Source organism: Hydrogenophaga aquatica, from assembly GCF_054780915.1.
Genome location: NZ_BAAGVK010000002.1, coordinates 301,933 through 327,973, shown reverse-complemented (window position 1 = coordinate 327,973; position 26,041 = coordinate 301,933). Strand labels below are relative to the sequence as shown.

General features: G+C 65.2%; 27 protein-coding genes and 1 pseudogene. 18 read left to right on the top strand and 10 right to left on the bottom strand.

Features of this window, described 5'->3' with window-relative positions; translation table 11 throughout:
- Positions 1-72 precede the first annotated feature (72 nt).
- The 5 genes from ACYVHH_RS02695 to hemA all read right to left on the bottom strand — a co-directional run bounded on the left by ACYVHH_RS02695 (position 73) and on the right by hemA (position 4,833).
- Positions 73-1,074: an AAA family ATPase gene (locus tag ACYVHH_RS02695; protein ID WP_460563478.1), complete on the bottom strand. Its 1,002-nt coding sequence runs from the start codon at positions 1,072-1,074 to the stop codon at positions 73-75.
- Between the two features lie 96 nt (positions 1,075-1,170).
- Entirely contained in the window at positions 1,171-1,497 is a 327-nt protein-coding gene (gene grxD, locus ACYVHH_RS02690) for a Grx4 family monothiol glutaredoxin (protein WP_460563477.1), read from the bottom strand.
- 80 nt (positions 1,498-1,577) lie between these two features.
- Positions 1,578-2,453 carry a peptide chain release factor N(5)-glutamine methyltransferase gene (gene prmC / locus ACYVHH_RS02685; RefSeq protein ID WP_460563476.1) on the bottom strand — a complete coding sequence of 292 codons (876 nt, stop codon included), beginning with the start codon at positions 2,451-2,453 and terminating at the stop codon, positions 1,578-1,580.
- Positions 2,450-3,556: a peptide chain release factor 1 gene (gene prfA, locus ACYVHH_RS02680; RefSeq protein WP_460563475.1), complete on the bottom strand. Its 1,107-nt coding sequence runs from the start codon at positions 3,554-3,556 to the stop codon at positions 2,450-2,452. Before prfA ends, prmC begins: the two co-directional genes overlap by 4 nt.
- Entirely contained in the window at positions 3,553-4,833 is a 1,281-nt protein-coding gene (gene hemA, locus ACYVHH_RS02675) for a glutamyl-tRNA reductase (RefSeq protein ID WP_460563474.1), read from the bottom strand. The genes prfA and hemA overlap by 4 nt, the downstream gene beginning before the upstream one ends.
- Before the next feature lie 53 nt (positions 4,834-4,886).
- On the opposite strand from hemA, the gene ACYVHH_RS02670 reads away from it, so the two are divergent.
- The gene (locus ACYVHH_RS02670; RefSeq protein ID WP_460563473.1) at positions 4,887-5,165 is read left to right on the top strand and encodes a hypothetical protein; all 279 of its coding nucleotides are present in this window, start codon (positions 4,887-4,889) and stop codon (positions 5,163-5,165) included.
- An 88-nt stretch (positions 5,166-5,253) separates the two neighbouring features.
- Here ACYVHH_RS02670 and ugpQ read toward each other — a convergent pair whose 3' ends face one another.
- The 5 genes from ugpQ to ugpB form a co-directional block, all read right to left on the bottom strand.
- Positions 5,254-6,021: a glycerophosphodiester phosphodiesterase gene (gene ugpQ, locus ACYVHH_RS02665; protein ID WP_460563472.1), complete on the bottom strand. Its 768-nt coding sequence runs from the start codon at positions 6,019-6,021 to the stop codon at positions 5,254-5,256.
- The gene (gene ugpC / locus ACYVHH_RS02660; protein ID WP_460563471.1) at positions 6,018-7,028 is read right to left on the bottom strand and encodes a sn-glycerol-3-phosphate ABC transporter ATP-binding protein UgpC; all 1,011 of its coding nucleotides are present in this window, start codon (positions 7,026-7,028) and stop codon (positions 6,018-6,020) included. Before ugpC ends, ugpQ begins: the two co-directional genes overlap by 4 nt.
- A gap of 14 nt (positions 7,029-7,042) precedes the next feature.
- Positions 7,043-7,897 carry a sn-glycerol-3-phosphate ABC transporter permease UgpE gene (gene ugpE, locus ACYVHH_RS02655; protein WP_460563470.1) on the bottom strand — a complete coding sequence of 285 codons (855 nt, stop codon included), beginning with the start codon at positions 7,895-7,897 and terminating at the stop codon, positions 7,043-7,045.
- Between the two features lie 83 nt (positions 7,898-7,980).
- Entirely contained in the window at positions 7,981-8,862 is an 882-nt protein-coding gene (gene ugpA / locus ACYVHH_RS02650) for a sn-glycerol-3-phosphate ABC transporter permease UgpA (RefSeq protein WP_460563469.1), read from the bottom strand.
- A 100-nt stretch (positions 8,863-8,962) separates the two neighbouring features.
- On the bottom strand, positions 8,963-10,285 hold the full coding sequence (ugpB, locus tag ACYVHH_RS02645; RefSeq protein ID WP_460563468.1) for a sn-glycerol-3-phosphate ABC transporter substrate-binding protein UgpB: 1,323 nt from the start codon (positions 10,283-10,285) through the stop codon (positions 8,963-8,965).
- 175 nt (positions 10,286-10,460) lie between these two features.
- On the opposite strand from ugpB, the gene ACYVHH_RS02640 reads away from it, so the two are divergent.
- The 17 genes and pseudogenes from ACYVHH_RS02640 (at position 10,461) to ACYVHH_RS02560 (ending at position 26,033) form a co-directional block, all read left to right on the top strand.
- The gene (locus ACYVHH_RS02640) at positions 10,461-14,372 is read left to right on the top strand and encodes a DUF3683 domain-containing protein (RefSeq protein WP_460563467.1); all 3,912 of its coding nucleotides are present in this window, start codon (positions 10,461-10,463) and stop codon (positions 14,370-14,372) included.
- Positions 14,373-14,377: 5 nt separating this feature from the next.
- Positions 14,378-14,818, top strand: coding sequence for an HIT family protein (locus ACYVHH_RS02635; RefSeq protein WP_460563466.1), 441 nt, complete (start codon positions 14,378-14,380; stop codon positions 14,816-14,818).
- 11 nt (positions 14,819-14,829) lie between these two features.
- Positions 14,830-15,246 (top strand): gamma-butyrobetaine hydroxylase family protein, encoded by a 417-nt coding sequence (locus tag ACYVHH_RS02630; protein ID WP_460563465.1) that lies wholly within the window; start codon positions 14,830-14,832, stop codon positions 15,244-15,246.
- A gap of 152 nt (positions 15,247-15,398) precedes the next feature.
- Positions 15,399-16,130, top strand: a complete 732-nt coding sequence (gene ubiE, locus ACYVHH_RS02625; protein WP_460563464.1) for a bifunctional demethylmenaquinone methyltransferase/2-methoxy-6-polyprenyl-1,4-benzoquinol methylase UbiE — start codon at positions 15,399-15,401, stop codon at positions 16,128-16,130.
- A 183-nt stretch (positions 16,131-16,313) separates the two neighbouring features.
- Positions 16,314-16,826 (top strand): annotated as a pseudogene (locus tag ACYVHH_RS02620) (Tim44 domain-containing protein); the annotation flags it as partial.
- 35 nt (positions 16,827-16,861) lie between these two features.
- Positions 16,862-17,464, top strand: coding sequence for a ubiquinone biosynthesis accessory factor UbiJ (locus ACYVHH_RS02615; RefSeq protein ID WP_460563463.1), 603 nt, complete (start codon positions 16,862-16,864; stop codon positions 17,462-17,464).
- On the top strand, positions 17,461-19,014 hold the full coding sequence (gene ubiB / locus ACYVHH_RS02610; RefSeq protein ID WP_460563462.1) for a ubiquinone biosynthesis regulatory protein kinase UbiB: 1,554 nt from the start codon (positions 17,461-17,463) through the stop codon (positions 19,012-19,014). The genes ACYVHH_RS02615 and ubiB overlap by 4 nt, the downstream gene beginning before the upstream one ends.
- A 75-nt stretch (positions 19,015-19,089) precedes the next feature.
- Positions 19,090-19,416: an FmdB family zinc ribbon protein gene (locus tag ACYVHH_RS02605; protein ID WP_460563461.1), complete on the top strand. Its 327-nt coding sequence runs from the start codon at positions 19,090-19,092 to the stop codon at positions 19,414-19,416.
- Between the two features lie 16 nt (positions 19,417-19,432).
- Entirely contained in the window at positions 19,433-20,083 is a 651-nt protein-coding gene (locus ACYVHH_RS02600; protein WP_460563613.1) for a DUF502 domain-containing protein, read from the top strand.
- Positions 20,084-20,107: 24 nt separating this feature from the next.
- Positions 20,108-21,901 carry an aspartate--tRNA ligase gene (gene aspS / locus ACYVHH_RS02595; RefSeq protein ID WP_460563460.1) on the top strand — a complete coding sequence of 598 codons (1,794 nt, stop codon included), beginning with the start codon at positions 20,108-20,110 and terminating at the stop codon, positions 21,899-21,901.
- 39 nt (positions 21,902-21,940) lie between these two features.
- Positions 21,941-22,252 (top strand): ElaB/YgaM/YqjD family protein, encoded by a 312-nt coding sequence (locus ACYVHH_RS02590; protein WP_460563459.1) that lies wholly within the window; start codon positions 21,941-21,943, stop codon positions 22,250-22,252.
- Between the two features lie 19 nt (positions 22,253-22,271).
- Entirely contained in the window at positions 22,272-22,676 is a 405-nt protein-coding gene (locus tag ACYVHH_RS02585) for a phage holin family protein (RefSeq protein ID WP_460563458.1), read from the top strand.
- Positions 22,673-22,975, top strand: coding sequence for a YqjK family protein (locus ACYVHH_RS02580; RefSeq protein ID WP_460563457.1), 303 nt, complete (start codon positions 22,673-22,675; stop codon positions 22,973-22,975). The genes ACYVHH_RS02585 and ACYVHH_RS02580 overlap by 4 nt, the downstream gene beginning before the upstream one ends.
- Before the next feature lie 110 nt (positions 22,976-23,085).
- Positions 23,086-23,946 carry a flagellar motor stator protein MotA gene (gene motA / locus ACYVHH_RS02575; RefSeq protein ID WP_460563456.1) on the top strand — a complete coding sequence of 287 codons (861 nt, stop codon included), beginning with the start codon at positions 23,086-23,088 and terminating at the stop codon, positions 23,944-23,946.
- A 15-nt stretch (positions 23,947-23,961) separates the two neighbouring features.
- Positions 23,962-24,942, top strand: a complete 981-nt coding sequence (gene motB / locus ACYVHH_RS02570) for a flagellar motor protein MotB (RefSeq protein WP_460563455.1) — start codon at positions 23,962-23,964, stop codon at positions 24,940-24,942.
- Positions 24,943-24,993: 51 nt separating this feature from the next.
- Positions 24,994-25,377 carry a chemotaxis response regulator CheY gene (gene cheY, locus ACYVHH_RS02565; RefSeq protein ID WP_460563454.1) on the top strand — a complete coding sequence of 128 codons (384 nt, stop codon included), beginning with the start codon at positions 24,994-24,996 and terminating at the stop codon, positions 25,375-25,377.
- 11 nt (positions 25,378-25,388) lie between these two features.
- Entirely contained in the window at positions 25,389-26,033 is a 645-nt protein-coding gene (locus ACYVHH_RS02560) for a protein phosphatase CheZ (protein WP_460563453.1), read from the top strand.
- Positions 26,034-26,041 lie beyond the last annotated feature (8 nt).

Below are 26,041 nucleotides of genomic sequence, written 5' to 3'. Positions count from 1 at the left end.
TCCCGAGTTGCCAAACCTGTCAACATGTCGGGTTTTCGGGGGGTGCCGTGCCCCGTGGGCGGCACAGGCCCGTTACTGCACGAAACCGATGCGCGTCTTGCCGTTGCCTGGCCGGGGCAGGTCCGTCACCTCGATCGCGTCGCGCCTGGCCAGCCGGGCGTTGCCAAAGCCGGTCATCAGCGCACGCCGCATCTCGCGCGGGGCCAGCGTGGCCAGCTGGTCCAGCACGTCATCGGCAGGTTCCTCGGCGAACAGGCGGCCCCAGTCGTGCTCGTCACGCAGGCCCTGGTAGATCTGCCGCGCGATCTGGCGGGCGGCCTCCAGACTCGGAGTGTCGATCTGGAACACGTTCATGCGGTTCAGGATGGGCTCGGGGATGCCACGCTCGTCGTTGGCGGTGGTGATCCAGATCACCTGGCTGGCGTCGATAGGCACCTCGGCGAATTCGTCGATGAAGTGCTGTGCCGTGTCGTGTTCCAGCAGGCTGTAAAGCGCACCCAGCGGGTCGTACTGGGCATCGGCGCTGGCCTTGTCGATCTCGTCCACCACGATCACCGGGTTGGCGTATTGCCCGTCCACCAGGGCCTCGAACACCTTGCCTGGGCGGGCGCCTTTCCACTGCGATGACGAGCCCGACAGCAACCAGCCCGCCGTCATGGAACTCATGGGCACCAGGTTCATGGTGGTGCCCAGCAGGTCGGCTACCTTGCGTGCGAAGTGCGTCTTGCCCACCCCGGGTGGACCCAGCAGCAGCATGGGGGTGAGTTCCAGGTTGTCCTGGCTGTCCTGGCTCAGCGCCACGTGGCGGCGCAGGTCGTCCAGCGGTTCGCCGAAGTTGGGGAGCTGGTCGTAGAGGGCGGCCATGTCGGGCACGCCCGAAGGCTTGACCGCGAAGCGCTGCGGCCCGCGTTCCAACATGCGCTCGTAGGTGGAGCGCAGGCTTTCGTGTTCGCGTTCGTTGCCCTGGGCCTGCAGCTTGGCCAGTTTGCGTTCCACGTCGTCGGCGCGGAACACGCTGCGCATGCGGGCAATGGGCAGCCCGAGAGACGGTACGGTGAGGCTGGTCGAGCTCATCGGAATCTCCTTCACGACACTGTGCTTTCATTCAAGCACAGCCCGTGCCAGCATTCAATGCCGGAAAAACCCCGGTAAACCCGCCAGTTGCGAAATTCAGACGCCGTTGCCGCCGATGAGCTGCTGCAGCTCGCCGGATTCGTACATCTCCATCATGATGTCGGAGCCGCCGATGAATTCGCCCTTGATGTACAGCTGGGGAATGGTCGGCCAGTTGCTGTATTCCTTGATGCCCTGGCGGACTTCCTGGTCTTCCAGCACGTTGACGGTGGTCAGCGTGCGCGGCTCGACGCCACAGGCCTTGAGGATTTGCACCGCGCGGCCGGAAAAGCCGCACATGGGGAAGCTCGCCGTGCCTTTCATGAAGAGCACGATGTCGTTGTTCTTGACCAGTTGGTCGATGCGTTGCTGGGTATCGCTCATGGTTGCCGTTTCCAAAAAGTGGGTGCGGCCACCGGCCGCGTGTCCCATGCCCCGGATTATCCCCGTTGCGGGGAGTCCCCTCAAAACGGTGTGGGTTGGCCCGGCCAGGCTGCACCGGTGCAGCGCACGTGTCCGGCCAGGTCTTGCCGGTGCGCGATCTGGCGGTAACCCGACATGTTCAGCAGATGGGCCACGTCCGCGCCCTGGTCCCAGCCGTGTTCCAGCAGCAGGTGGCCGCCCGGCCGCAGGTGTGCGCGCGCCTGCACCACGATCTCGCGGATGTCGTCCAGGCCGTCGGCGCCGCTGGCCAGGGCCTGCATGGGTTCGTGCGTGAGCGCGGCCAGGTGCGGGTCGTCGGCGCGGATGTAGGGTGGGTTGCTCACGATCATGTCGAAGCGGGCGGGCGGGGTGTCGGTGGTGCCCGTGGGCCAACCACGCAGCCAGTGGCCCAGCCGAAAACGCACCGGCAGGCCCAGACGCGTGGCGTTGCCTTGTGCCACTGCCAGCGCGTCGGCGCTCGCGTCCACAGCCCACACCTGTGCATCGGGACGGCGGTGTTGCAGCGCCAGGGCAATGGCGCCGCTGCCGGTGCCCAGGTCCAGCACGGTGGGGGCAGTCTGGCCTGCCAGCACATCCAGCGCCCAGTCCACCAGGGTTTCGGTGTCGGGGCGTGGGTCCAGCACGCGGGCGTCCACCTGCAGCGTGAGCCCATGGAATTCGCGCTGCCCCACCAGGTAGGCCACAGGCTCGCCTGTCAGCCGACGCTGGCACAGCGCGGTGAACCGTTCAGCTGCCTCCGTGGGCAGGGTGTCGCTGTCGTGCGCAATCAGCCAGGCGCGGTCGTGGTGCTCGCGCCCCAGGCAGTGCAGCAGCAGCACCTGGGCGTCCAGCCGGTCCAGCCCGGTCTGGCGCGCTGCCTGCAACGCGTCCCGCACCGTTGTTCGGTGATGTGTCATGCCAGCGCGCCGTTACCGGCGCGGTCTTCCAACTCGGCCAGCATCTCGGCGCCACGTGCCACCTGCAGGGCGTGAACGACTTCGTCCAGGTCACCTTCCATCACGAAGGTCAGCTTGTACAGCGTGAGGTTGATGCGGTGGTCGGTCACGCGGCCCTGGGGGAAGTTGTAGGTGCGGATGCGGTCGCTGCGGTCGCCGCTGCCCACCAGGCCCTTGCGGGTGGCGGCTTCCTTGGCCTCGCGCTCGTTGCGTTCCTTTTCCTGCAGACGCGCCAGCAGCACCTGCAGGGCCTTGGCCTTGTTGCGGTGCTGGCTGCGGTCGTCCTGGCACTCGGCCACGATGCCCGTGGGCAGGTGCGTCACGCGCACGGCAGAGTCGGTCTTGTTGATGTGCTGGCCGCCCGCGCCGCTGGCGCGGAAGGTGTCGATGCGCAGGTCCGCAGGGTTGATCTGCACGGCCTGGGCTTCGTCGGGCTCGGGCAGCACGGCCACCGTGCAGGCACTGGTGTGGATGCGGCCCTGCGATTCTGTGGCAGGCACGCGCTGCACGCGGTGGCCGCCCGACTCGAAGCGCAGCCGCCCGTAGGCGTGGTGGCCCAGCACACGCAGCACCACCTCCTTGTAGCCGCCCAGTTCGCTGGGGGACTCGCTCATCACCTCCACACGCCAGCCCTGCCGTTCGGCGTAGCGGGTGTACATGCGCGCCAGGTCGCCCGCGAAAAGGGCCGCCTCGTCACCACCCGTGCCCGCGCGGATTTCCAGGAAGGCGTGGCGCTCGTCGTCGGGGTCCTTGGGCAGCAGCAGGGTCTGCAGTTCGGTGTCCAGCGCGGCCAGGTCGGCCTGGGCCTGTGCGGCCTCGTCCTGCGCCATGGCGGCCATGTCGGCGTCACTGTCCCGGCACATGGCTTCGGCCTCGCGCAGGTCGGCTTCGCGTTGCAGGTAGCGCAGGTAGGGCTGCACCACGGCGTCGGTGTCGGCGTGTTCGCGCGTCAGCTTGCGAAAGCGCTCCATGTCCGCCACGGCGTCGGGCGCGCTCAACAGGGCGTCCAGCTCGTGCAGACGCAGGCGCTGGCGTTCCAGGGTGTCGCGGACGAAGGGTTTCATCCCCGCTCACCGCCGCCGCGCAGGAACAGGCGCGAGACGGTTTCAGCGGTGGCCTGGCGGGTGCGTTCGTCGCCTGCGTGCAGTTCGGCCAGGGTGCCGTGCAGCATCTTCTGGGTCAGCCCGCGCGACAGGGCCTCCAGCACGGTGTCGATGTCGTCGCCCCTGGCCAGCAGCTTGCGGGCGCGGGCGATCTCGTTGGCACGCCAGGCGTCGGCCTGCGCATTGATCTGGCGGATCAGGTTGACCGTGCCGTGCCGGGGGTCGCGCTGCTGCATCCAGTGCATGAAGCTCTGCACCCCGGCGTCGATGATGGCCTCGGCCTGCGCCACGGCTGCCTGGCGGTTGTCCTTGCCGGTCTGCACCACGGCGGCCAAGTCGTCCACGGTGTAAAGGTACACGTCGTCCAGGTGCTTGACTTCCACCTCGATATCGCGCGGCACGGCCAGGTCCACCATGAACATGGGGCGGTGGCGGCGTTTCTTCAGCGCGCGTTCCACGGCACCCAGGCCGATCAGGGGCAGGGTGCTGGCGGTGCAGCTGATGACGGCGTCGAACTCGTGCAGGCGTTCGGGCAGGTCGGACAGGCGCATCACCTCGGCGCCAAACCGGCCAGCCAGTTTTTCGCCACGCTCCAGCGTGCGGTTGGCTATGGCCATGGACTTGGGTGTCTTGGCCGCGAAGTGCGTGGCGGCCAGTTCGATCATCTCGCCCGCGCCCACGAAGAGCACGCGGATGTCCTTCAGGTCCTCGAACAACTGGCCAGCCAGGCGCACGGCGGCGGCCGTCATGCTGATGGAGTGGGCGCCGATCTCGGTGGAGCTGCGCACCTGCTTGGCCACGGCAAAGGAGCGCTGGAACAGCTGGTGCAGCGTGGTGCCCAGGGCGCCGACCTCATCGGCCACGCGCACGGCGTCCTTCATCTGACCCAGGATCTGCGCCTCACCCAGCACCATGCTGTCCAGGCCGCTGGCCACGCGGAAGGCATGGCGCGCGGCCTCGTCGTCACGCAGCAGGTAGGCATGCTCACGCAGCACATGCGGCGGCACGCCACCGGTCTCGGCCAGCCAGTTGAGGGTGGACTCCAGCGCGGGCTCGTCAGCGGCGCAGTAGATTTCGGTGCGGTTGCAGGTGGACAGCAGTGTGGCTTCCGGTTCCCGCACCAGGGCGGTGCGGAAGCGCTGCAGCGTCGGGGGGAGCTGATCGAGGGCGAACGCAAACCTTCCGCGCAGATCGAGCGGAGCGGTTTGGTGGTTGATGCCGAGCGCCCAGACAGCCATAAGGCGTGGATTATAAAATTGACCGCACTACCTTGGCGCCTGACGCGCAATTCATGGGCATCCTCGACCTTTTCTTCCACGTCATCAACTTCCTGCTGCCTGCGGTGGCCTTGGCTGGCCTGCTCACGCCTGGCGTGGTGGGGTGGCGCGGCCTGCGTCTGACCGGCCCCGCTGCGCGCCGCTTCCTGCACGTGTGGCTTGTGCTCGGCGGGGTGGGCATGGGGGTTCTCATGATCGGGCTGGCCTGGTACGGGCGCGACGGCAGGATGGCCACCTATGCCGCTCTGGTGCTGGTCATGGGCAGCACGGCGTGGTGGCTGCGCAGGCACTGAGTCGCCGCCGGGCCGCCCCAAGGCGATGAAAGCCCCCTCGGGGGGCAGCGAAGCGTGGGGGGCATGAGCCCTGCCCGCCCGGCCGCCCTCAGCCGCGCGGCTCGAACCGGTCCACCGCGTCGGTGATCAAGCCGTCCAGGCCCAAGGCCCAAAGTCGCTGGGCTGTTTCTTCGTCGTTGACGGTGTAGCTCAGCGCGCGCCAGCCGTTGGCATGCACCTGTTGAACCGTATCTGGCGTCCAGATCGGGTGGTGTGCCACGATCGCCGCGCAAGCTCGTTCTTTGGCAGCCTGGTCCCAGCCGGGCCACCACTCCTGCAGCAGCAGGCCGCGTGGCAACACAGGGGCGGTTTCCCGAGCGGCCGCCAGCGCTTCGGGGCTGAAAGAGGTCAGCAGCGGCCAGGGAATGCCCGCCCCGGCGCCGCGCAGCCGCCAAAGCCGTTCGGCGTGTTGTGCCACCACGCGGCCGGTCTCGTCTTCCTGCCCAGGGGTGGGCTTGATCTCGATGTTCAATGCATAACCGTGGTCCAGGCAGAAGTTGGCGACCGCTTCCAGCGTGGGCAGCCGTTCACCCTGATAGGCCGGGCCATGCCAGCTGCCGGCGTCCAGCGCTTTCAGGGCAGACCAGGCCAGCGCGCCAGCCGTGCCGCGGCCATTCGTGGTGCGTTCCAGCGTGGCGTCGTGCAGCAGGAACGGCACGCCGTCGGCGCTGAGCTTCACGTCGCACTCGAACATGCGCCAGCCATGCGCGGCCCCCAGCCGGAAGGCCGCCAGGGTGTTCTCCGGGGCCAGCTTGCCTGCGCCCCGGTGGGCGATCCAGCGCGGGTAGGGCCAGTGGGGGAGTGCTGTCTTGTTCATGCGTCGATGCGCCGGCCGGTGTCGGCGTGGAAGCGGTGCAGCTGGTCAGGGCGGGCCTTGATGCGCACCACCTGCCCCAGGCCCGGTGCGGGCTGGTCGGTGTGCGTGCGCACAATCACCTGTTCGTCCCCCACGCGGGCGTAGATCAACCGCTCCGCACCCAGCATCTCGGTCGTTTCCACCTGTGCTTCCCAGCCATCGTCGCCCAGGGTCAGGTGTTCGGGCCGCACGCCCAGAATCTCGCCGGGGCGCGTGCCTGGGGCGTGTTGCAGCAGGTTCATGGGTGGAGCGCCAATGAAGCTGGCCACAAAGGTGGTGGCAGGCCGGGCGTAAACCTCTTCCGGCGTGCCGAACTGCTCCATGTTGCCTGCGTTCATCACAATCATGCGCTGCGCCAGCGTCATGGCTTCCACCTGGTCGTGCGTCACGAACAGGCTGGTAATGCCCAGTTCCCGGTGCAGCTTCTGGATCTCCAGGCGGGTCTGGGCGCGCAGCTTGGCGTCCAGGTTGGACAGCGGTTCGTCGAACAGGAACACCTGCGGCTGGCGCACGATGGCACGGCCCATGGCCACGCGCTGCCGTTGCCCGCCCGAAAGCTGGCGCGGCTTGCGCTCCAGCAGGTGCGACAGCTCAAGAATGCCCGCCGCCTTGTCCACCCGGGCCTTGATCTCGTCCTTGGGCACCTTGGCGATCTTCAGGCCGTAGGCCATGTTGTCGAACACGCTCATGTGCGGGTAGAGCGCGTAGTTCTGGAACACCATGGCAATGTCGCGCTCGGCCGGCTCCAGGCTGTTCACCACGCGCTGGCCGATAAGGATGTCGCCTTCGGAAATCTCCTCCAGCCCCGCGACCATGCGCAGCAGGGTCGACTTGCCGCAACCCGACGGGCCGACGATGACGATGAATTCGCCATCAGCGATCTGCGCGTTCACACCGTGGATGACCTGCAGCGACTGCTTGCCCTGGTGGTAGCGCTTGATGACGTTCTTGAAGGTAATGGAAGCCATGTTGTCTGTCTTTTTTACTTTTCGGTGTCAACCAGGCCCTTGACGAACCACTTTTGCATGAGGATGACCACCGCGGCTGGCGGCAGCATGGCCAGGAAGGCGGTCGCCATCAGCACGTTCCATTCGGTGTAGGCCTCGCCCGAGACCAGGCGCTTGATGCCCAGCGCGATGGGGTACATGTTTTCGTTGGTGGTGACGAGCAGCGGCCACAGGTACTGGTTCCAGCCATAGATGAACTGGATGACGAACAGCGCCGCGATGCTGGTGCGCGACATGGGCAGCAGCACGTCCCAGAAGAAACGCATGGGGCCCGCGCCGTCCACCCGGGCGGCCTCCACCAGCTCGTCCGGCACCGTCAGGAAGAACTGGCGGAACAGGAAGGTGGCCGTGGCCGAAGCGATGAGCGGTATGGTCAGCCCTGCGTAGCTGTTGAGCATGCCCAGTTGCGAGACGACCTCGTAGGTCGGCCCGATGCGCACCTCCACAGGCAACATCAGCGTCACGAAGATCATCCAGAACACCAGGTTGCGTGCCGGGAAGCGGAAGTACACGATGGCAAAGGCCGACAGCAGCGAGATCACGATCTTGCCGATCGCGATCACCATCGCCATCACGAAGCTCGTCCACATCATCGGCCACGCGGGCGCCAGCGTGCTGCCAGCTTCCGTTTCGCCGCCGAAGAGCGCCACCTTGTAGGTGTGCCACAGGTTGCTGCCCGGCAGCAGCGACATGGGGGTGGACGAGGCAATTTCCCTGGCCGACTGGGTCGAAGCCACCAGCGTGAGGTAGACCGGGAAGGCCACCACCGCCACGCCAGCGATCAGGATCAGATGCGACAGGAACGTCAGTCCGGGGCGTCTCTCAATCATGTCAGCCTCCGCCGAGCCGCCTCAAGGAGGCTGAAGCCCCCTCGGGGGGCAGCGAACAAAGTGAGCGTGGGGGCTGCATCATGTCAGTATTGAACCTTCTTCTCGACGAATCGGAACTGGATCACCGTCAGCGTGATCACGATGGCCATCAGCACCACCGACTGCGCAGCCGAGCCGCCCATGTCCAGGGCCTTGAAGCCGTCGTAGTACACCTTGTAGACCAGAATGGCCGTGGACTTGCCCGGCCCGCCCTGGGTGGCCGCATCGACGATGGCGAAGGTGTCGAAGAACGCGTAGACGATGTTGATGACCAGCAGAAAGAACGTGGTGGGCGAAAGCAGCGGGAACACGATGGTCCAGAAGCGCCGCCACGGGTGTGCGCCGTCGATGGCCGCGGCCTCGATCAGTGACTTGGGAATCGACTGCAACCCCGCCAGGAAAAACAGGAAGTTGTAAGAGATCTGCTTCCACACGGCGGCCATCACGATCAGGGCCATCGCATGGTCAGGGTCCAGCAGGTGGTTCCAGTCCAGCCCCAGCAGCCGCAGCGCGTGCGCCACCGTGCCGAAGGGCGAAGCGAACATGAACAGCCACAGCACGCCAGCCACCACCGGTGCTACCGCGTAGGGCCAGATCAGCAAGGTCTTGTAGACGCCCGAGCCCTTGATCACGCGGTCGGCCATCACCGCCAGCAGCAGGGCCAGCGACAGGCCGACCACCGCCACCAACACCGAGAACACGGCGGTGGTGCGGAACGAGGCGATGTAGGTCTCGTCGTTCCAGAGCCGTTCGAAGTTTTCCCATCCCACGAACTCGGTGGACATGCCGAAAGCGTCCTGCGACAGCACGCTCTGGTACAGGGCCTGCGCCGCTGGCCAGAAGAAGAACACCAGCACCACCGCCAGCTGCGGGGCCACCAGCAGCCAGGGAAGCCACCAGGACCGGAATCGGACGCGTTTTTCCATGGTTTTCAAACAGTCAACGCCTGCCGCATGCGAAAGGGCACGTGGCAGGCGTGAGGAAGGTCAGGCCAGGGCGCCCGGGCCCCGGCCGGCAAGGGAGGGGTCAGGAACGGCCGCTGTTGGCTCGCTGGAAGCGTTCCAGTTGCTCGTCGCCACGGCGAACAGCATCGTCCAGGGCCTGCTTGGCCGCCTTGCGGCCTGACCAGACCTGTTCCATTTCCTCGTCGATGATGGTGCGGATCTGCACGAAGTTGCCCAGACGCACTCCGCGCGACTTGTCGGTGGTCTTGCGGATCATCTGGGTCACCGACACGTCGGTGCCAGGGTTCTGCTTGTAGAAGCCGGACTTGTCGGTCAGCTCGAACGAGGCCGTGGTCACGGGCAGGTAGCCGGTGCGCTGGTGGCTGGCCGCTGCCACGTCGGGCTTGGACAGGTGGGCAAAGAACTGCCCCACGCCCTTGTATTCGGCGTCCTTCTTGCCCGCCATCACCCACAGGCTGGCGCCGCCGATCACCGTGTTCTGCGGAGCGCCGGGCACGTCCGGGTAGTAGGGCAGGGTGCCGATGCCGTAGGCAAACTTGCCGTTGCGCTTGACGTTGCCGTACAGCGCCGAGGAACCTGTCATCATCGCGCACTCGCCGGAGACGAAGGTGGCGTCAGCCGCGTTGCCCCGGCCCTTGTAGACGAACAGCCCCTGCTTGGCCATGTTGCCCAGGTTTTCGATATGGCGCACGTGCAGCGGTGTGTTGATGGCCAGGCGCGTGTCCAGCCCGCCAAAACCGTTGTTCCTGGTGGCAAACAGTGTGTTGTGCCAGGCCGAGAAGCTTTCCAGCTGCGTCCAGCTGATCCAGCTGGTGGTGAACGGGCACTTGTGGCCGCTGGCCTTGAGCTTGGCGGCTGCCAGGGCCACCTCGGGCCAGGTGGTGGGCGGTTTGGCGGGGTCCAGTCCTGCGGCCCTGAATGCGTCGATGTTGTAATGGAAAACGGGCGTCGAGCTGTTGAAGGGGAAGCTCAGCATCTGGCCATTGGGGGCGGTGTAGTACCCGGCCACGGCGGGCACGTAGGCGTTGGCGTCGAACGCCACGCCCGCCCGCTTCATCACGTCACCCACCGGCACGATGGCGCCCTTGCTGGCCATCATGGTGGCGGTGCCCACCTCAAACACCTGCAGGATGTGCGGGGCATTGCCCGCGCGGAAGGCGGCAATGGCTGCCGTCATCGACTCGTCGTAGCTGCCCTTGAAGGTCGGCACGATCTTGTAGTCCTTCTGGCTGGCGTTGAAGTCCTTGGCCAGGTCGTTCACCCATTCCCCCAGGGCGCCGCCCATCGAATGCCACCATTGGATCTCGGTCTGGGCCTGGGCTCCCGACGCCAGGCAGACGCCCGTCGCCAGAACTGCGACCAGGCGGGATAGCTTGTGTTTCATGTTCGCTCCTGTTCAGTGGTTCAGACAAGCGCCGCAGCGTACCCGCGGGAAATGTCAAAACTATTTCATTCCATTGGCGGTTCCGTGACATCAGGGGTTTCCATGAGATCGGTGGGCCTATGCTGCGCTGCGGTAACATCGGCGACCCGGCACACCGGCTGTTCCCTCTCAAGAAATGAACGCGCCCACTCCCCTCCAGCACCTGCTTGACGCCGCGTCCGACGCGCCGCGCCTGCGCGAGATCCCGTACAACTACACCTCGTTTTCCGATCGGGAGATCGTCATTCGCCTGCTGGGCTCCCGGGCCTGGGAAGTGCTCAACCAGCTACGTCAGGAGCGCCACACGGGCCGCTCCGCCCGCATGCTGTATGAAGTGCTGGGTGACATCTGGGTGGTACAGCGCAACCCCTACCTGCACGACGACCTGCTGGACAACCCCAAGCGCCGCGCCGCGCTGGTGGACGCCATGCGCCACCGCCTGGGCGAGGTCGAAAAGCGCCGCCGCCCGCAGGAAGACGGTGACCGCGACGCCCTGGTGGGTGAACTGCTGGTGGCCGCGCAGAAGGCCGTGCAGGCCTTTGCCGCCATGTTTGAAGAAATGTCCGGCCTGCGCCAGCGCGTGGGCAAGGTGCTGCGCCGCCACACTGCCAAGGACAACATCAAGTTCGATGGCCTGAGCCGCGTCAGCCACGTCACCGACGCCACCGACTGGCGCGTCGAGTACCCCTTCGTCGTGCTCACCCCCGACACCGAGGCCGAAATGGCCGGTCTCGTCAAGGGTTGCATCGAACTGGGGCTCACCATCATCCCGCGCGGGGGCGGCACCGGCTACACCGGCGGCGCCATCCCCCTGACGTGGAAGAGTGCGGTCATCAACACCGAAAAGCTCGAAGCCATGACCGAGGTCGAACAGATCGACCTGCCGGGCCTGGAGCACAAGGTGCCCACCATCTGGACCGAAGCTGGTGTGGTCACGCAGCGCGTGGCCGACGCCGCCGAGCGTGCCGGTTTCGTCTTCGCTGTGGACCCCACTTCGGCCGAGGCTTCCTGCGTGGGCGGCAACATTGCCATGAACGCAGGCGGCAAGAAGGCCGTGCTGTGGGGCACCGCGCTGGACAACCTGGCCAGCTGGCGCATGGTCACGCCCGACGCGCAGTGGCTGCAGGTCACCCGCGTCGGCCACAACCTGGGCAAGATCCACGACGCCGAAGTGGCCAGCTTCGAGCTGCAGTACTTCGAGGCTGACGGCAAGACGCTGATCCGCACCGAGCGGCTGGACATTCCCGGCAAGACCTTCCGCAAGGAAGGCCTGGGCAAGGACGTGACCGACAAGTTCCTGGCGGGCCTGCCCGGTGTGCAGAAGGAGGGCTGTGACGGCCTCATCACCAGCGCCCGCTGGGTGGTGCACCGCATGCCCGAGCACACCCGCACGGTGTGCCTGGAGTTCTTCGGCAACCCGAAGGACGGCGTGCCCAGCATCGTCGAGATCAAAGACTACATGTTCGCCGAGCAGAAACGCTCGGGAACGCTGCTGGCCGGCCTGGAGCACCTGGACGACCGCTACCTGCGCGCCGTGGGCTATTCCACCAAGAGCAAGCGCGGCGGTTTCCCGAAGATGGTGCTGATTGGCGACATCGTGGGCGACGACCCGGACGCCGTGGCACGTGCCGCCAGCGAGGTGGTGCGCCTGGCCAACGGCCGCGCGGGCGAAGGCTTCACCGCCATCAGCCCCGAGGCGCGCAAGAAGTTCTGGGCCGACCGCAAGAAGACGGCGGCCATCAGCAAGCACACCAATGCCTTCAAGATCAACGAAGACGTGGTGATCCCCTTGCCGCGCATGGGCGAATACACCCTGGGCATCGAGCGCATCAACATCGAGCTCAGCCTGCGCAACAAGCTCAAGCTGACCAACGAGCTGGAAGCTTTCTTCCTGCGCGGCAACCTGCCCCTGGGCAAGGCCGAGGAAGCGGCCGACATGCCCAGCCCCGAGACGGTGCAGGAGCGCACGGAAGAGGCGCTGGCCGTCATCCGCGCCGCACGTGCCCTGTGGCAGCAGTGGATGGATGGGCTGGACGTGACCCAGGCCGACACTGGCCGCAGCTTCTTCGAGCAGTTGCAGGACTACACCCTGCGAGCCAGCTGGAAAACCCAGATCCGCGAACCGCTGGCCGCGCTGTTCACCGGCAGCGTGTTTGCGCCCGTGCTGGCCGAATGCAAGGCCATTCACAAGCGCGTGCTCAAGGGCCGCGTGTGGGTCGCACTGCACATGCACGCCGGTGACGGCAACGTGCACACCAACATCCCTGTCAACAGCGACGACTACGAGATGCTCCAGACCGCGCACGAGGCCGTGGACCGCATCATGGTTCTCGCGCGCAGCCTTGACGGCGTGATCTCTGGCGAGCACGGCATCGGCATCACCAAGCTGGAATACCTGAGCGACGAGGAAATTGCCCCGTTCGCCGGTTACAAGGCCAAGGTCGACCCCGAAGGCCGCTTCAACAAGGGCAAGCTGCTGCGCGGCGGCGCCCTGTTCGGCGCGTCCGATCAGCGCCAGGCCGACCTCAGCCAGGCCTACACCCCCAGCTTCGGCCTCATGGGGTACGAGTCGCTCATCATGCAGCAGAGCGACATCGGCGCCATCGCCGATTCGGTCAAGAACTGCCTGCGCTGCGGCAAGTGCAAGCCGGTGTGCTCCACCCACGTGCCGCGCGCCAACCTGCTTTACAGCCCGCGCAACAAGATCCTGGCCACCTCTCTGCTGGTGGAGGCGTTCCTGTATGAGGAGCAGACCCGCCGCGGCATCAGCATCAAGCACTGGGAAGAGTTCGAGGACGTGGCCGACCACTGCACCGTCTGCCACAAGTGCCTCACGCCCTGCCCGGTGAAGATCGACTTTGGCGACGTGTCCATGAACATGCGCAACCTGCTGCGCAAGATGGGCCAGAAGAGCTTCCGCCCCGGGAACGCGGCGGCCATGTTCATGCTCAACGCCACCAACCCCGAAACCATCAAGCTGGCGCGCAGCGCCATGGTGGGCGTGGGCTTCAAGGCGCAGCGCATGGCCAACAACCTGCTCAAGGGGCTGGCGCGCAAGCAGACCTCGGCGCCTCCGGCCACGGTCGGCACCGCGCCCATCAAAGAGCAGGTCATCCACTTCATCAACAAGAAGCTGCCGGGCGGCCTGCCCAACAAGACGGCGCGTGCCCTGCTGGACATCGAGGACAAGGACTACGTCCCCATCATCCGCGACCCGCAGGCCACCAACAGCGACACCGAGGCAGTGTTCTACTTCCCCGGCTGCGGCTCCGAGCGCCTGTTCAGCCAGGTGGGCCTGGCCACCCAGGCCATGCTGTGGCATGCAGGCGTGCAAACTGTGTTGCCGCCGGGCTACCTCTGCTGCGGTTACCCGCAGCGCGGCAGCGGCCAGTTCGACAAGGCCGAGAAGATCATCACCGACAACCGCGTGTTGTTCCACCGCGTGGCCAACACGCTCAACTACCTCGACATCAAGACCGTGGTGGTGAGCTGCGGCACCTGCTTCGACCAGCTCTCGGGTTATGAATTCGAGAAGATCTTCCCTGGCTGCCGCATCGTCGACATTCACGAGTACCTGCTGGAAAAGGGCATCACCCTGGAAGGCAAGGGCGCCTACCTGTACCACGACCCCTGCCACAGCCCCATGAAGCAGCAGGCTCCGCTCAAGACCGTCAAGGCACTGCTGGGCGACACGGTGTTGCAGAGCGACCGCTGCTGCGGCGAATCGGGCACGCTGGGCGTCACCCGCCCCGACGTGTCCACGCAGGTGCGCTTCCGCAAGGAAGAGGAGTTGCGCAAGAACGCCCAGCAACTCACGGCACTGGCCGAGCAGAACGGTGTGGCTGCCACCCCTGGCACCACCAAGATCCTCACCAGCTGCCCCAGCTGCCTGCAAGGCCTCAGCCGTTATGGCGAGGACTTGCCCAATGGCCTGCTGGAGGCGGACTACATCGTCATCGAGATGGCGCGCCACATCCTGGGCGAGAACTGGCTGCCCGACTATGTGGCCCGCGCCAACGCCGGTGGCATCGAGCGGGTGCTGGTGTGAGCCAGGTGGCGCCCGTGTCCGCTTGCCCGCTGTGCGAAGGCGACGGCGGCTTGGTGGTGTTGCGCCACGAGAAATTCCGCGTCATCCGCGTCCAGGGCGCCGAGGCGGCCGATTTCCCGGCCTTCTACCGCGTCGTCTGGAACGGCCATGTCGCCGAATGGTCCGACCTCTCTGACGGTGACCAGCTGCTGTGCATGCGTGCCGTCAGCGCGGTGGAGCGCGCCGTGCGCGATGCCGTGCAGCCCCGCAAGATCAACTTGGCGGCGCTTGGCAACATGGTGCCGCACCTGCACTGGCACGTGGTGGCCCGTTTCGAATGGGACAGCCGCTTCCCTGCACCCATCTGGGCGGCCCCCGTTCGCCCGAACGACGAGGCGCGCTGGGACGGTGTCCGTCAACGCCTGTCTGCCTGCGATGCCGCCATCGCGGCCCTGACCCTGAACTGAAGGTGAACACCATGGCCGGTCTGCAAAACACCACCCCCACCCCCGAATCCATCACCGTGCATGCGCAGTCGCGCGTGCTTGAAGTGGGCTTCTCCGACGGCGCGATGTTCCGCATCCCCTTCGAGCTGATGCGTGTGTATTCGCCGTCCGCCGAAGTGCAGGGCCACGGCCCTGGGCAGGAAACGCTGCAGACCGGCAAGCGCAACGTCGAGATCGTGGCGCTGGAGCCGGTGGGGAACTACGCCGTGCAACCCACGTTCTCCGACGGGCACGACTCCGGCATCTTCAGCTGGGACTACCTGTACTTCCTGGGCGCCAAGCAGGACGAACTGTGGGCCGATTACAACGCACGCCTGCAGGCCGCCGGTGTGGACCGCGACGCCCCCATGCCCGAAAAGGCTGCCTCGGCATGCGGGCACCATCACTGAAATATCTATCAGAATCAAAGGGTTGTGCCTGCCCAGGGTTGCCGGGCCCGGCGTGAACCGCTGGCTGGCCAGGGTGGTGCATCACCCTGCAATGCGCACTGATTTCGTGCGGCATTGTGAACAGCACCTGTCCTTCACCTAACATTTCTGCCATGAGCCAGACACATTTCGGATTCCAGACCGTCGACGAGCGCGACAAGGCGCGTCACGTCCGGCAGGTGTTCGACTCCGTCGCGTCCAATTACGACGTGATGAATGACCTGATGTCGGCTGGCCTTCACCGCTGGTGGAAGGCCTATACCATCAACTTGGTCAACCCTCGTCCGGGTGACCGGGTGCTCGACATCGCGGGTGGCACTGGGGATCTGGGCCTGGCCTTCGCGCCGCGGGTGGCCCCCACCGGCATGGTGGTGCACACCGACATCAACGAGTCCATGCTGCGCGAAGGGCGCAACCGCCTGCTCGACAAGGGCCTGGTGCTGCCCACCATGGTGTGCGACGCCGAAAAGCTGCCCTTTGCCGATGGCAGTTTCGACATCGTCACCGTGGCCTTCGGCCTGCGCAACATGACGCACAAGGACGTGGCCCTCAAGGAAATGAACCGTGTGCTCCGGCACGGTGGCAAGCTGTTGGTGCTGGAGTTCTCGAAAGTAGCGCCGCCGTTGGAGAAGGCTTACGACTGGTACAGCTTCAACATCCTGCCCAAGCTGGGAAAGTGGATTGCCAAGGACGAGGACAGTTACCGTTACCTGGCAGAGTCCATCAGGATGCACCCTGACCAGGAGACCTTGCGCGGCATGATGAAGGATGCCGGTTTTGGACATGTGGACGTGCACAACCTCACGGCGGGAGTCACCGCGCTGCATGTCGGAATAAAGTGCTGAGTCCGTCGACGCGGCGAGCCAGTGGAGAGAGGGGACATGACTGATTGGTCGATAGTGGTTTGGGTTCTGGCTGCGTTGCTGGTGGTCGGCGCGCTGGTCTGGTTCGGGCGTTCGCGCAGCCGGGCAGGCGGACAGGATGTGCGCCGCAGCGCCTTGGGAAGCGACCTGCCGGTGTCTCCCTTGCCCCGTGACTACAGTCCCAAGAACGTCGGCAACGACGCGTCGGCCCGGCCTTGGGAGCAAAGCGTCAGCACTTTCGGCCCGGATGCCCTGCCGGTCAGCACTGCGTCCACGGTGGCTGGACAGCCTGCACCCGAGGACTTCGACGTGGGCGGTTTCCTGCTCGCGTCCAAGGACAACTTCGTCAAGCTGCAGGATGCCTGGGACCGTGCCGACGTTCCTGCCCTGCGCGCCATGATGACCGACGACATGATCGCCCAGATCCAGGCGCAGCTGGCCGAGCGCGAGAAGCACACTGGCCGGGCTGCCAACAAGACGGACGTGGTCATGCTCGAGGCACAGCTGCTGAGCATCGAGGAGCTTCCCGGTGAGTACATGGCCAGCGTCGAGTTCTCTGGCCTGATCCGCGAGGAGCCCTCGGCAGGGCCCAATCCGTTCCGTGAGGTGTGGAGCATCACCCGGCCCAAGACCGGACAGGGCGGCTGGCTGGTTGCGGGGGTGCAGGCCCTGGGCTGAACGCCATGCGGTTTATCCGTCAAAATCGGGGGGCTATGAACAAGCCCCCTTTTTTGTTTCCGTCACCTGAAGCGCTGGAGTCGATCTTGCGCGCGGTGCCCCAGCCCCCCGCCTGGCTCCAGTCCGAATTGCGCAACCGGGTCATTCTGTTGCTCAACCACGTTCTGATGCAGGAGCCGCAAGCGATGGCCAGGCTCAAGCGCCAGCAGGGCAAGACGGTGCAGGTCAGCTGGGGGCGGATCAGTCTGCCCTTGCAGGCCAGCCCGGCCGGTCTCCTTGCACTGGCACCCGACACCAGCACGCCCGACCTGACGCTGGGCGTCACGGAAGACACGCCGTTTTCCCTGGCGCAGAAGGTGTTGGCCGGGGACAAGCCGGACGTCGACATCCAGGGCGACGTTCAGCTGGCCGCCGAAGTGGCTTGGCTGGTCGACAACGTCCGCTGGGACATAGAGGAAGACCTGTCCCGCCTGATCGGGGACGCCGCTGCCCACGGGCTGGTTGGTGCATTGCGCCGGCTGGGCTTTGGGCTCAAGGGCTTTGCGGCGCAGGCGGCAAACCGGGCTGGCGAGGTGCGTGACCGCATGGCGGCCATGCGCCCGATGCCGGATGGCGGCACCGCCAGGACCGACTCATGACGCGCTTCTTCAGGGGGGCTTTCATCGTCTGGGTGGTGCTGCGTTATGGCCTGGACGAACTTGTGCTCTCGGGTTTCCGCAATCCTGCGCTGCGCCTGTTGCGCTGCGTCATCACCGTCGGCCGCAACCTCAGCACGCCGCGCGGCCAGCGCCTGCGCGAGGCGCTGGAGCAGCTTGGCCCCATCTTCGTCAAGTTCGGGCAGGTGCTTTCCACCCGGCGGGACCTGCTTCCGCCGGACATTGCCGACGAACTGGCCCGCCTGCAGGACCGTGTGCCGCCATTTTCCTCCGACGTGGCCGTGGCCACCATCGAACGGGCTTTCGGAAAGAAGCTGGACGCCGTGTTCAGTCAGTTCGACCGCGTGCCGGTGGCCAGCGCGTCCATTGCACAGGTGCATTTCGCCGTGTTGCACGATGGCCGCGAGGTGGCCGTGAAGGTTCTGCGGCCCAACATGCTGCCCGTCATCGAAAAAGACCTGGCCCTCATGCGCATGATGGCGGGCTGGGTAGAGCGGATGTCTGCCGACGGCAAGCGCCTCAAACCCCGCGAAGTGGTTGCCGAATTCGACAAATACCTCCACGATGAGCTTGACCTGGTGCGTGAGGCGTCCAACGCGGCCCAGCTGCGCCGCAACATGCACGACCTCAGCCTTGTGCTCATTCCCGAGATGCACTGGGAATGGTGCCGCTCCGACGTGCTGGTCATGGAGCGCATGCATGGCATCCCCATCAGCCAGGTCGAGCGCCTGCGTGCCGCCGGGGTGGACATCCCCAAGCTGGCGCGCGACGGCGTGACCATCTTCTTCACCCAGGTGTTCCGCGACGGCTTTTTTCACGCCGACATGCACCCTGGCAACATCCAGGTCAGCGTCGCGCCGGGCAGTTTTGGGCGCTACATCTCCCTGGATTTCGGCATCGTCGGCACGCTCACCCAGTTCGACAAGGAATACCTGGCACAGAACTTCACGGCCTTTTTCCGGCGTGACTACAAGCGCGTGGCTGAACTTCACGTCGAGTCCGGCTGGGTCCCGCCAGACACCCGCATCGACGAGCTGGAAGCGGCCATCCGTGCCGTGTGCGAACCCTACTTCGACCGCCCGCTCAAGGAAATCTCGCTGGGCATGGTGCTCATGCGCCTGTTCCAGACATCGCGCCGCTTCCATGTGGAAATCCAGCCCCAGCTGGTGCTGCTGCAGAAGACGCTGCTGAACATCGAGGGCCTGGGGCGCGAGCTGGACCCGGAGCTGGACCTCTGGAGCACGGCCAAGCCTTTCCTGGAAAAGTGGATGGTCGAGCAGGTTGGTCCCAAGAAGTTCTGGGAGCAGCTCAAGGCCGAGGCGCCGCACTACGCCAAGCTGGTGCCCGAGCTGCCGCGCTTGCTGCACGACTTCCTCACGCAACGCCCGACGGAGCTGAAGCGGGAAATGCAGCAGCTGCTGCACGAACAGCGCCGCACCAACCGCTTGTTGCAGGGCATCATCTACACGGGCGTGGGGTTCGTCCTGGGGTTGCTGGCCATGCAGCTGGTGGTGCGTGTGGCGCTGTGGTAGCCCTTGAAAACGGGAGCCGGTGCCGCGATTTATAATGGCCGGTTCCCTGATTTTTGACTTCCTTAGGTTTCCGCCATGCCCATTTACGCCTACAAATGCGAGTCCTGCGGCCACGCCAAGGACGTTTTGCAGAAGATTTCCGACGCTCCCCTGACCGATTGCCCGGCCTGTGGCGCCGCAGCCTTCAAGAAGCAGCTGACGGCGGCAGGCTTCCAGCTCAAGGGCTCCGGCTGGTACGTCACCGACTTCCGCAACGGTGGCGGCAGCGCGTCTGCCGGTACCACGAGCGCCCCGGCCACCTCCGCTGCCGCGTCCGACAGCGCCCCAGCCGCTTCCAGCAGCGACTCCGGCAGCACGCCGGCCGCCAGCGGTGGCTGTGGCGCTTCCTGTGCCTGTCACTGAGCCGGGCCCGCTGAACGTGGCTGCCTTGCGCAAATGGTTGCTCGCGGGCCTGCTGGTCCTCGTGCCCTTCATCGTCACCCTGTGGGTGCTCGAGTGGGTCGTGTCCACGCTGGACCAGACTCTCAACATCCTGCCCGAGTCCTGGCAGCCCGAGCGCTATTTCGGCATGCGCATTCCCGGCCTGGGTGTCATCCTGGCGCTGGCCATCGTCCTGAGCATCGGCGCACTGGCATCGAACATCGTCGGCAACCGCCTCATCAACTGGTGGCATGCGCTGCTGCACCGCATCCCGGTGGTGCGGTCCATCTATTCCGGCGTGAAGCAGGTGTCCGATACGGTGCTGTCCGAAAAGGGCAACGCCTTTCGCAAGGCCCTGCTGGTGCAGTGGCCGCACGAGGGCATGTGGACCATCGCCTTCCTCACTGGCGCGCCTGCCGGTGACGTGGCCAGCCACCTCAACCCCAAGGACTACCTCAGCGTCTACGTGCCTACCACGCCCAACCCCACAGGCGGGTACTTCGTGATGGTGCACAAACGCGACTGCGTCGAACTGACCATGAGCGTCGACGAAGCGCTCACCTACGTCATCTCCATGGGGGTCATCGTTCCCGGTGGACCCAAGGCGCTCCCCACTTCCCCTGCTGGCCCGGTCACGAGCCAGGCCTGACACCTCTCTGAAAGCAACACACCTATGGCAATGCGAAGCGAATACTGCGGTCTGGTGACCGAGGCCCTGCTGGGCCAGCAAGTGACCCTGTGCGGCTGGGTCAACCGCCGCCGCGACCACGGCGGGGTGATCTTCGTCGACCTGCGTGACCGCGAAGGCTACGTCCAGGTGGTGTGCGACCCGGACCGCCCCGAGATGTTCAAGACCGCCGAAGGCCTGCGCAACGAGTTCTGCGTGCAGGTCAAGGGCGTGGTGCGCGCCCGCCCCGAGGGCACCACCAACGAGAACATGAAGAGCGGCAAGATCGAAGTGCTCTGCCACGAGATCAACGTGCTCAACCCCTCGGTGACCCCCCCGTTCCAGCTGGACGACGAGCACCTGAGCGAGACCACCCGCCTGACGCACCGTGTGCTGGATCTGCGCCGCCCCTACATGCAGCACAACCTGATGCTGCGCTACCGCGTGGCCATGGAGGTTCGCAAGTTCCTCGACGCCAACGGCTTCATCGACATCGAGACGCCGATGCTCACCAAGAGCACCCCCGAAGGCGCGCGCGACTACCTCGTGCCCAGCCGTGTGCACGATGGCCACTTCTTCGCGCTGCCGCAGTCGCCCCAGCTGTTCAAGCAGCTGCTGATGGTGGCTGGCTACGACCGCTACTACCAGATCACTAAGTGCTTCCGTGACGAGGACCTGCGCGCCGACCGCCAGCCCGAGTTCACGCAGATCGACATCGAGACCTCCTTCCTGACCGAGGAGGACATCCGCGCCATGTTCCAGGGCATGATCAAGCATGTGTTCCAGCACACGCTGGGCGTGGACCTGGGCGAGTTCCCGGTGATGCCTTTTGCCGAGGCCATGTACAAGTACGGCTCCGACAAGCCCGACCTGCGCGTCAAGCTCGAATTCACCGAGCTGACCGACGTGATGGCCGACGTGGACTTCAAGGTATTCAGCGCGCCCGCACAGATGAAAAACGGCCGTGTGGTGGCCCTGCGTGTGCCGGGCGGGGCCGAGATGAGCCGCTCCGAGATCGACGCCTACACCGAATTCGTCAAGATTTACGGTGCCAAGGGCCTGGCCTGGATCAAGGTCAACGACGTGGCCGCCGGCCGCGATGGCCTGCAAAGCCCCATCGTCAAGAACCTGCACGATGCGGCCATTGCCGCCATCCTGCAGCGCTCTGGCGCTCAGAACGGCGACATCCTGTTCTTCGGTGCCGACAAGGCCAAGGTCGTCAACGACGCCATCGGCGCCCTGCGCATCAAGATCGGTCACAGCGACTTTGCCCGCAAGAGCGGTATTTTCGAGGACCGCTGGGCACCGCTGTGGGTGGTGGATTTCCCCATGTTCGAGTACGACGAGGACGAAGGCCGCTGGAACGCCGTGCACCACCCGTTCACCGCGCCCAAGGACGGGCACGAGGACTACATGGACAGCGACCCCGGCAAGTGTTTGGCCAAGGCCTACGACATGGTGCTCAACGGCTGGGAGCTGGGTGGTGGCTCGGTGCGTATCCACCGTGCCGACGTGCAGAGCAAGGTGTTCTCCGCGCTGAAGATCGGGCCGGAAGAGGCTCAGGCCAAGTTCGGCTTCCTGCTTGATGCGCTGCAGTATGGTGCGCCGCCGCACGGTGGCCTGGCCTTCGGCCTGGACCGTCTCATCACGCTGATGACCAAGGCTGAGTCCATTCGCGACGTGATCGCCTTCCCCAAGACGCAGCGTGCCCAGTGTCTGCTCACCCAGGCGCCGAGCGCGGTCGACGAGAAGCAGTTGCGTGAATTGCACATCCGCCTGCGCAACCCTCAGCCAGCCTGATGTATAGTGGGTTCGTTGCCATTCTCACGGGAGATATTCATGCCTGACAACACGCTCGAACCCAAGGACAAGCTGGTTGCCGACCTGAAGGTCGTGGTGGCCGATGCCGAGGAACTGCTTGCCGCCACCGCTCACCAGACCGGTGAGAAGGTGGCCGAGTTGCGTGAGCGCATGCAAGAAAACCTGCGTGCCGCCCGCCACAAGCTGGCCGACGCAGAGGATGCCATCCGGGCCAAGACCCGCGAGGTGGCCACCGCGACCGATCACTACGTTCACGAGCACCCCTGGAAGTCCATCGGCATCGCCGCTGGCGCGGGTCTGATCATCGGCCTGCTCATCGGGCGCCGCTGAGCGGCTGCTCCATCGGGCCATGGCGGAAACCGACCGCGCAGCCGCGTCCTCCTCCACCTCCACGGAGAGTTTGGCGGCTGGCCTGCGTGGTTGGCTCCACGATGGCGCACGCCTGCTGCGCGTGCGTCTTGAGCTGCTGAGTGTCGAGGCCAGGGACCACGCCTTGGGTGTGGTCGAGTTGTTGTTGCTTGGTCTGTCGGCCGTCATCCTGCTGGGTCTTGGGCTGGGCTTCCTTTCCATCCTTCTGACGGTGTTGCTGTGGGATGGTCACCGGACCTTGGCGCTCACCGTGTTTGCCGTCTTGTTCCTTACCCTGGGCGTGGTCGCCTTGTTGCTGGCATGGCGGCTTTGGCGCCGGGAGCAGAAGTGGTTCGACGCCAGCCTGCGTGAACTGCGCCTCGATGAAGAGCGGTCCAGGCCATGAGCCCGCGCCGTCTCGCCCTGTGGCATCGCCGCATTGAACTGGTGCGCGAGTCGGGGGCGTTGCGCGAGCGCCTGGTCGAGCACAGCCAGGCTTTTGCGCCTGTGCTGGGGTGGGCCGATGCCGTGCGCGGCGGCCTGCGCTGGGCCAAGGATCATCCGGCCGTTCCCCTGGCTGGCATCCTGTTGCTGGTCTGGCGGCGACCCATGTCGCTGATCCGGTGGGGCACGCGGATCTGGGCGGCGCGCAAATTCGTTCGGCGGATCGCGGAATTCTGGGGTGAACTGGGCGGACGAAAATGAAAACTGTGCTGGAAACCGTGCCGTTTTGGGGTGAGTTCGTTGCTCACCCTATTGTTTCGTCGGCTTTGTGTCGATAGATAATGAATTCATACTGTCTTGGGTAAACGCAGATGTTTGTCATCATCGGGTGGTTGATCGCACTGGGTTGTGTGTTTGGCGTGTTCATCGTCCACGGTGGCAATATTGGCGTCATTCTCAAGGCATTGCCCTTCGAGATGGTCACCATCTTCGGGGCGGCGATGGGGGCTTTCCTGGCCAACAACCAGATGAAGGTCGTCAAGGCGGTCGCCCGGGGCGTTGGACTGTGCTTCAAGGGGTCGAAGTACACCAAGGACCGCTACATGGAACTGCTCGCCATGCTGTTCGAGATACTGCAGAAGGCACGCAAGGAAGGCCTGATGGCGATCGAGAGCGACGTCGAAAACCCCGAAAGCTCCCCTCTGTTCCAGAAGTACCCGGTCGTCGGCACCGACCACCATGTGGTCGAGTTTGTCACCGATTACCTGCGGATGATGGTCTCGGGCAACCTCAATGCCCATGAAATCGAGTCCCTGATGGACAGCGAGATCGAGACCCACCATCAGGAAGAGCACGCCGCCGTCGCTGCCCTGCAGCGCATGGCAGGTGCCTTGCCTGCCTTCGGTATCGTGGCTGCGGTGCTGGGGGTGGTGAACACCATGGGGTCCGTCGGCCAGCCACCAGCCATCCTGGGCGGCATGATCGGCTCGGCCCTGGTCGGTACGTTCCTGGGCATCTTCCTGTCCTACGCGTTCGCCGAACCGCTGGCCGGTCTGCTGGAACAGAAGGTGGAAGAGGCCACGAAGGAGCTCCAGTGCATCAAGACCACCTTGCTGGCGAGCATGCAGGGCTACGCGCCCATGACGGCGATCGAGTTCGGCCGCAAGGTGCTGTACTCGACCGAGCGCCCGTCTTTCATGGAACTCGAAGGCCACGTCAAGGGCAAGAAGTAAGGCAGGAACAAGCCCATGGCCACCTCTGGCAAGCAGCTGCAGCCCATCATCATCAAGCGCGTCAAGAAAGGCGGGCATGGTGCTCATGGCGGTGCCTGGAAGATCGCCTACGCCGACTTCGTGACGGCGATGATGGCCTTTTTCCTGCTGATGTGGTTGCTGGGCTCGACGACCGAGGGCGACCGCAAGGGGATTGCCGACTATTTCAGCGCGCCGCTGAAGGTGGCGTTGTTTGGCGGTGACGGCAGCGGCGCGAGCAACTCCATCCTGCCTGGCGGCGGCGACGACCTGACCCAGGAGATTGGTGAGGCCGCTCGCGGGGATGCGGAAGTGAAGAACCGGGAGCTGGGCGCGGCAGTCGCGAGGGCGGAGGCCTTCCGGCAAGACATGCGGCGGCTGCAGATATTGAAGGAAAGGATCGAGGCCGTCATCAGCACCACCCCCCGCCTGGCCGAATTCAAGAGCCAGATTCGGCTGGAAAAGGTGCAGGACGGCTTGAACATCCAGATCATCGACGAGCAGAACCGCCCGATGTTCGACGTCGGCAGCGCAGTGGTCAAACCCTACATGCGCGACATACTGCGCGAGATCGGATCGGCCTTGCGTGACGTGGAGAACCGCATTGCCCTGTCTGGTCACACCGACGCCACACCCTATGGCAGTGGCGACCGGGGCTACAGCAACTGGGAGCTGTCGGCCGACCGCGCCAACGCATCCCGGCGGGAGCTGGTGCTCGGCGGGCTGCCGGACACCAAGCTGGCACGGGTGGTCGGCCTGGCTGCGAGCAGCCCGCTCGAACCCGACAAGCCGTTCGAAGCCATGAACCGGCGCATCAGCATCCTCGTGATGTCGAAAGAGGCGGAGGAGCGGATGAACCGCTCGTTCGAACTGGACACACAGACCGAGTCATCGTTGCCGCCGTCTCTCCCCAACGCCGCTGGCGGGGTGGATCAGGGGTCAATGCCGCCTCTTGCCCCGCCCTCGCCATCCCGGTGAGCCACTTCGCCTTACACTTACACTAAGAGCCCTCTCCAGCCGGAGCATTCCATGGCCGATTTGCGATTTTTGATTGTTGATGACTTTTCCACCATGCGCCGCATCGTGCGCAACCTCCTCAAGGAAATCGGCCATGCCGATGCGGACGAGGCGGAGGATGGCGTGGTGGCCTTGCACAAGCTGCGCAACGGCAAGTTCGATTTCGTGGTCAGCGACATCAACATGCCGAACATGAACGGCTTTGAGCTGCTCACGCAGATCAAGGCGGACGAAAAGCTCAAGCACATCCCGGTGCTGATGGTCACTGCCGAAGCACGCAAGGAAGACATCATTGCTGCAGCGCAAGGTGGCGCTGCGGGGTACATCGTCAAGCCCTTCACCAAGGCAACGTTGGAAGAAAAGCTGGCCAACATCTTCAAGAAGATGGGTTGGTAGGAGACCAGCCCATGACTGACGACCGCGCCAAGCCGGAAGACCAAGCGTCGTCCGACATGTACCACAAGCTGGGCCAGATCACCCGGCAGTTGCATGACGCATTGAACGAACTGGGTTACACGCCCGTTCTCAAAGGCACCGTCGAGGAGTTGCCCGATGCGCGCAGCCGCCTGGAGTACATCGCCCGCCTGACAGGCGAAGCGGCCGAAAAGGTCCTCAACCGCGTGGACGAGGCCAAGGCCGAGCAGGAGCGGGTGATCGATCACAGCAAGCAGCTGCTGGACACGTTGCGCCGCGTGCCAGGCTTGAAGTGGGCCATGCCCGAGCTCACCGAGTGGTCGGAGAAGATCCAGGTCAGTGCCGAGCGCACAGACCAGCACCTGACCGAGATCATGATGGCCCAGGACTTCCATGACCTCACTGGTCAGGTCATCAAGAAGGTGGTGGCCCTGGCCGCGACCATCGAGGGCCAGTTGCTGCAGCTGCTGCTGCAGGCAGCGCCCCATGCCTTGCAGCAGGCCGAACCTGCGGAAGCGCCTGCCAAGGCGGTGTCTCGTGAAGAGCTCAGCGGGCCTGTCGTCAATCCCGAAGGGCGCACGGACGTCGTGACCGACCAGTCGCAGGTGGACGACCTTCTGGCCAGTCTTGGCTTCTGATGTGGAAT

Excerpts from the sequence above, each read along its gene's own strand:
- ACYVHH_RS02695 (WP_460563478.1), bottom strand. The coding sequence starts at position 1,074 with ATGAGCTCGACCAGCCTCACCGTACCGTCTCTCGGGCTGCCCATTGCC.
- grxD (WP_460563477.1), bottom strand. The coding sequence starts at position 1,497 with ATGAGCGATACCCAGCAACGCATCGACCAACTGGTCAAGAACAACGAC.
- prmC (WP_460563476.1), bottom strand. The coding sequence starts at position 2,453 with ATGACACATCACCGAACAACGGTGCGGGACGCGTTGCAGGCAGCGCGC.
- prfA (WP_460563475.1), bottom strand. The coding sequence starts at position 3,556 with ATGAAACCCTTCGTCCGCGACACCCTGGAACGCCAGCGCCTGCGTCTG.
- hemA (WP_460563474.1), bottom strand. The coding sequence starts at position 4,833 with ATGGCTGTCTGGGCGCTCGGCATCAACCACCAAACCGCTCCGCTCGAT.
- ACYVHH_RS02670 (WP_460563473.1), top strand. The coding sequence starts at position 4,887 with ATGGGCATCCTCGACCTTTTCTTCCACGTCATCAACTTCCTGCTGCCT.
- ugpQ (WP_460563472.1), bottom strand. The coding sequence starts at position 6,021 with ATGAACAAGACAGCACTCCCCCACTGGCCCTACCCGCGCTGGATCGCC.
- ugpC (WP_460563471.1), bottom strand. The coding sequence starts at position 7,028 with ATGGCTTCCATTACCTTCAAGAACGTCATCAAGCGCTACCACCAGGGC.
- ugpE (WP_460563470.1), bottom strand. The coding sequence starts at position 7,897 with ATGATTGAGAGACGCCCCGGACTGACGTTCCTGTCGCATCTGATCCTG.
- ugpA (WP_460563469.1), bottom strand. The coding sequence starts at position 8,862 with ATGGAAAAACGCGTCCGATTCCGGTCCTGGTGGCTTCCCTGGCTGCTG.
- ugpB (WP_460563468.1), bottom strand. The coding sequence starts at position 10,285 with ATGAAACACAAGCTATCCCGCCTGGTCGCAGTTCTGGCGACGGGCGTC.
- ACYVHH_RS02640 (WP_460563467.1), top strand. The coding sequence starts at position 10,461 with ATGAACGCGCCCACTCCCCTCCAGCACCTGCTTGACGCCGCGTCCGAC.
- ACYVHH_RS02630 (WP_460563465.1), top strand. The coding sequence starts at position 14,830 with ATGGCCGGTCTGCAAAACACCACCCCCACCCCCGAATCCATCACCGTG.
- ubiE (WP_460563464.1), top strand. The coding sequence starts at position 15,399 with ATGAGCCAGACACATTTCGGATTCCAGACCGTCGACGAGCGCGACAAG.
- ACYVHH_RS02615 (WP_460563463.1), top strand. The coding sequence starts at position 16,862 with ATGAACAAGCCCCCTTTTTTGTTTCCGTCACCTGAAGCGCTGGAGTCG.
- ubiB (WP_460563462.1), top strand. The coding sequence starts at position 17,461 with ATGACGCGCTTCTTCAGGGGGGCTTTCATCGTCTGGGTGGTGCTGCGT.
- ACYVHH_RS02605 (WP_460563461.1), top strand. The coding sequence starts at position 19,090 with ATGCCCATTTACGCCTACAAATGCGAGTCCTGCGGCCACGCCAAGGAC.
- aspS (WP_460563460.1), top strand. The coding sequence starts at position 20,108 with ATGGCAATGCGAAGCGAATACTGCGGTCTGGTGACCGAGGCCCTGCTG.
- ACYVHH_RS02590 (WP_460563459.1), top strand. The coding sequence starts at position 21,941 with ATGCCTGACAACACGCTCGAACCCAAGGACAAGCTGGTTGCCGACCTG.
- ACYVHH_RS02585 (WP_460563458.1), top strand. The coding sequence starts at position 22,272 with ATGGCGGAAACCGACCGCGCAGCCGCGTCCTCCTCCACCTCCACGGAG.
- ACYVHH_RS02580 (WP_460563457.1), top strand. The coding sequence starts at position 22,673 with ATGAGCCCGCGCCGTCTCGCCCTGTGGCATCGCCGCATTGAACTGGTG.
- motA (WP_460563456.1), top strand. The coding sequence starts at position 23,086 with ATGTTTGTCATCATCGGGTGGTTGATCGCACTGGGTTGTGTGTTTGGC.
- motB (WP_460563455.1), top strand. The coding sequence starts at position 23,962 with ATGGCCACCTCTGGCAAGCAGCTGCAGCCCATCATCATCAAGCGCGTC.
- cheY (WP_460563454.1), top strand. The coding sequence starts at position 24,994 with ATGGCCGATTTGCGATTTTTGATTGTTGATGACTTTTCCACCATGCGC.
- ACYVHH_RS02560 (WP_460563453.1), top strand. The coding sequence starts at position 25,389 with ATGACTGACGACCGCGCCAAGCCGGAAGACCAAGCGTCGTCCGACATG.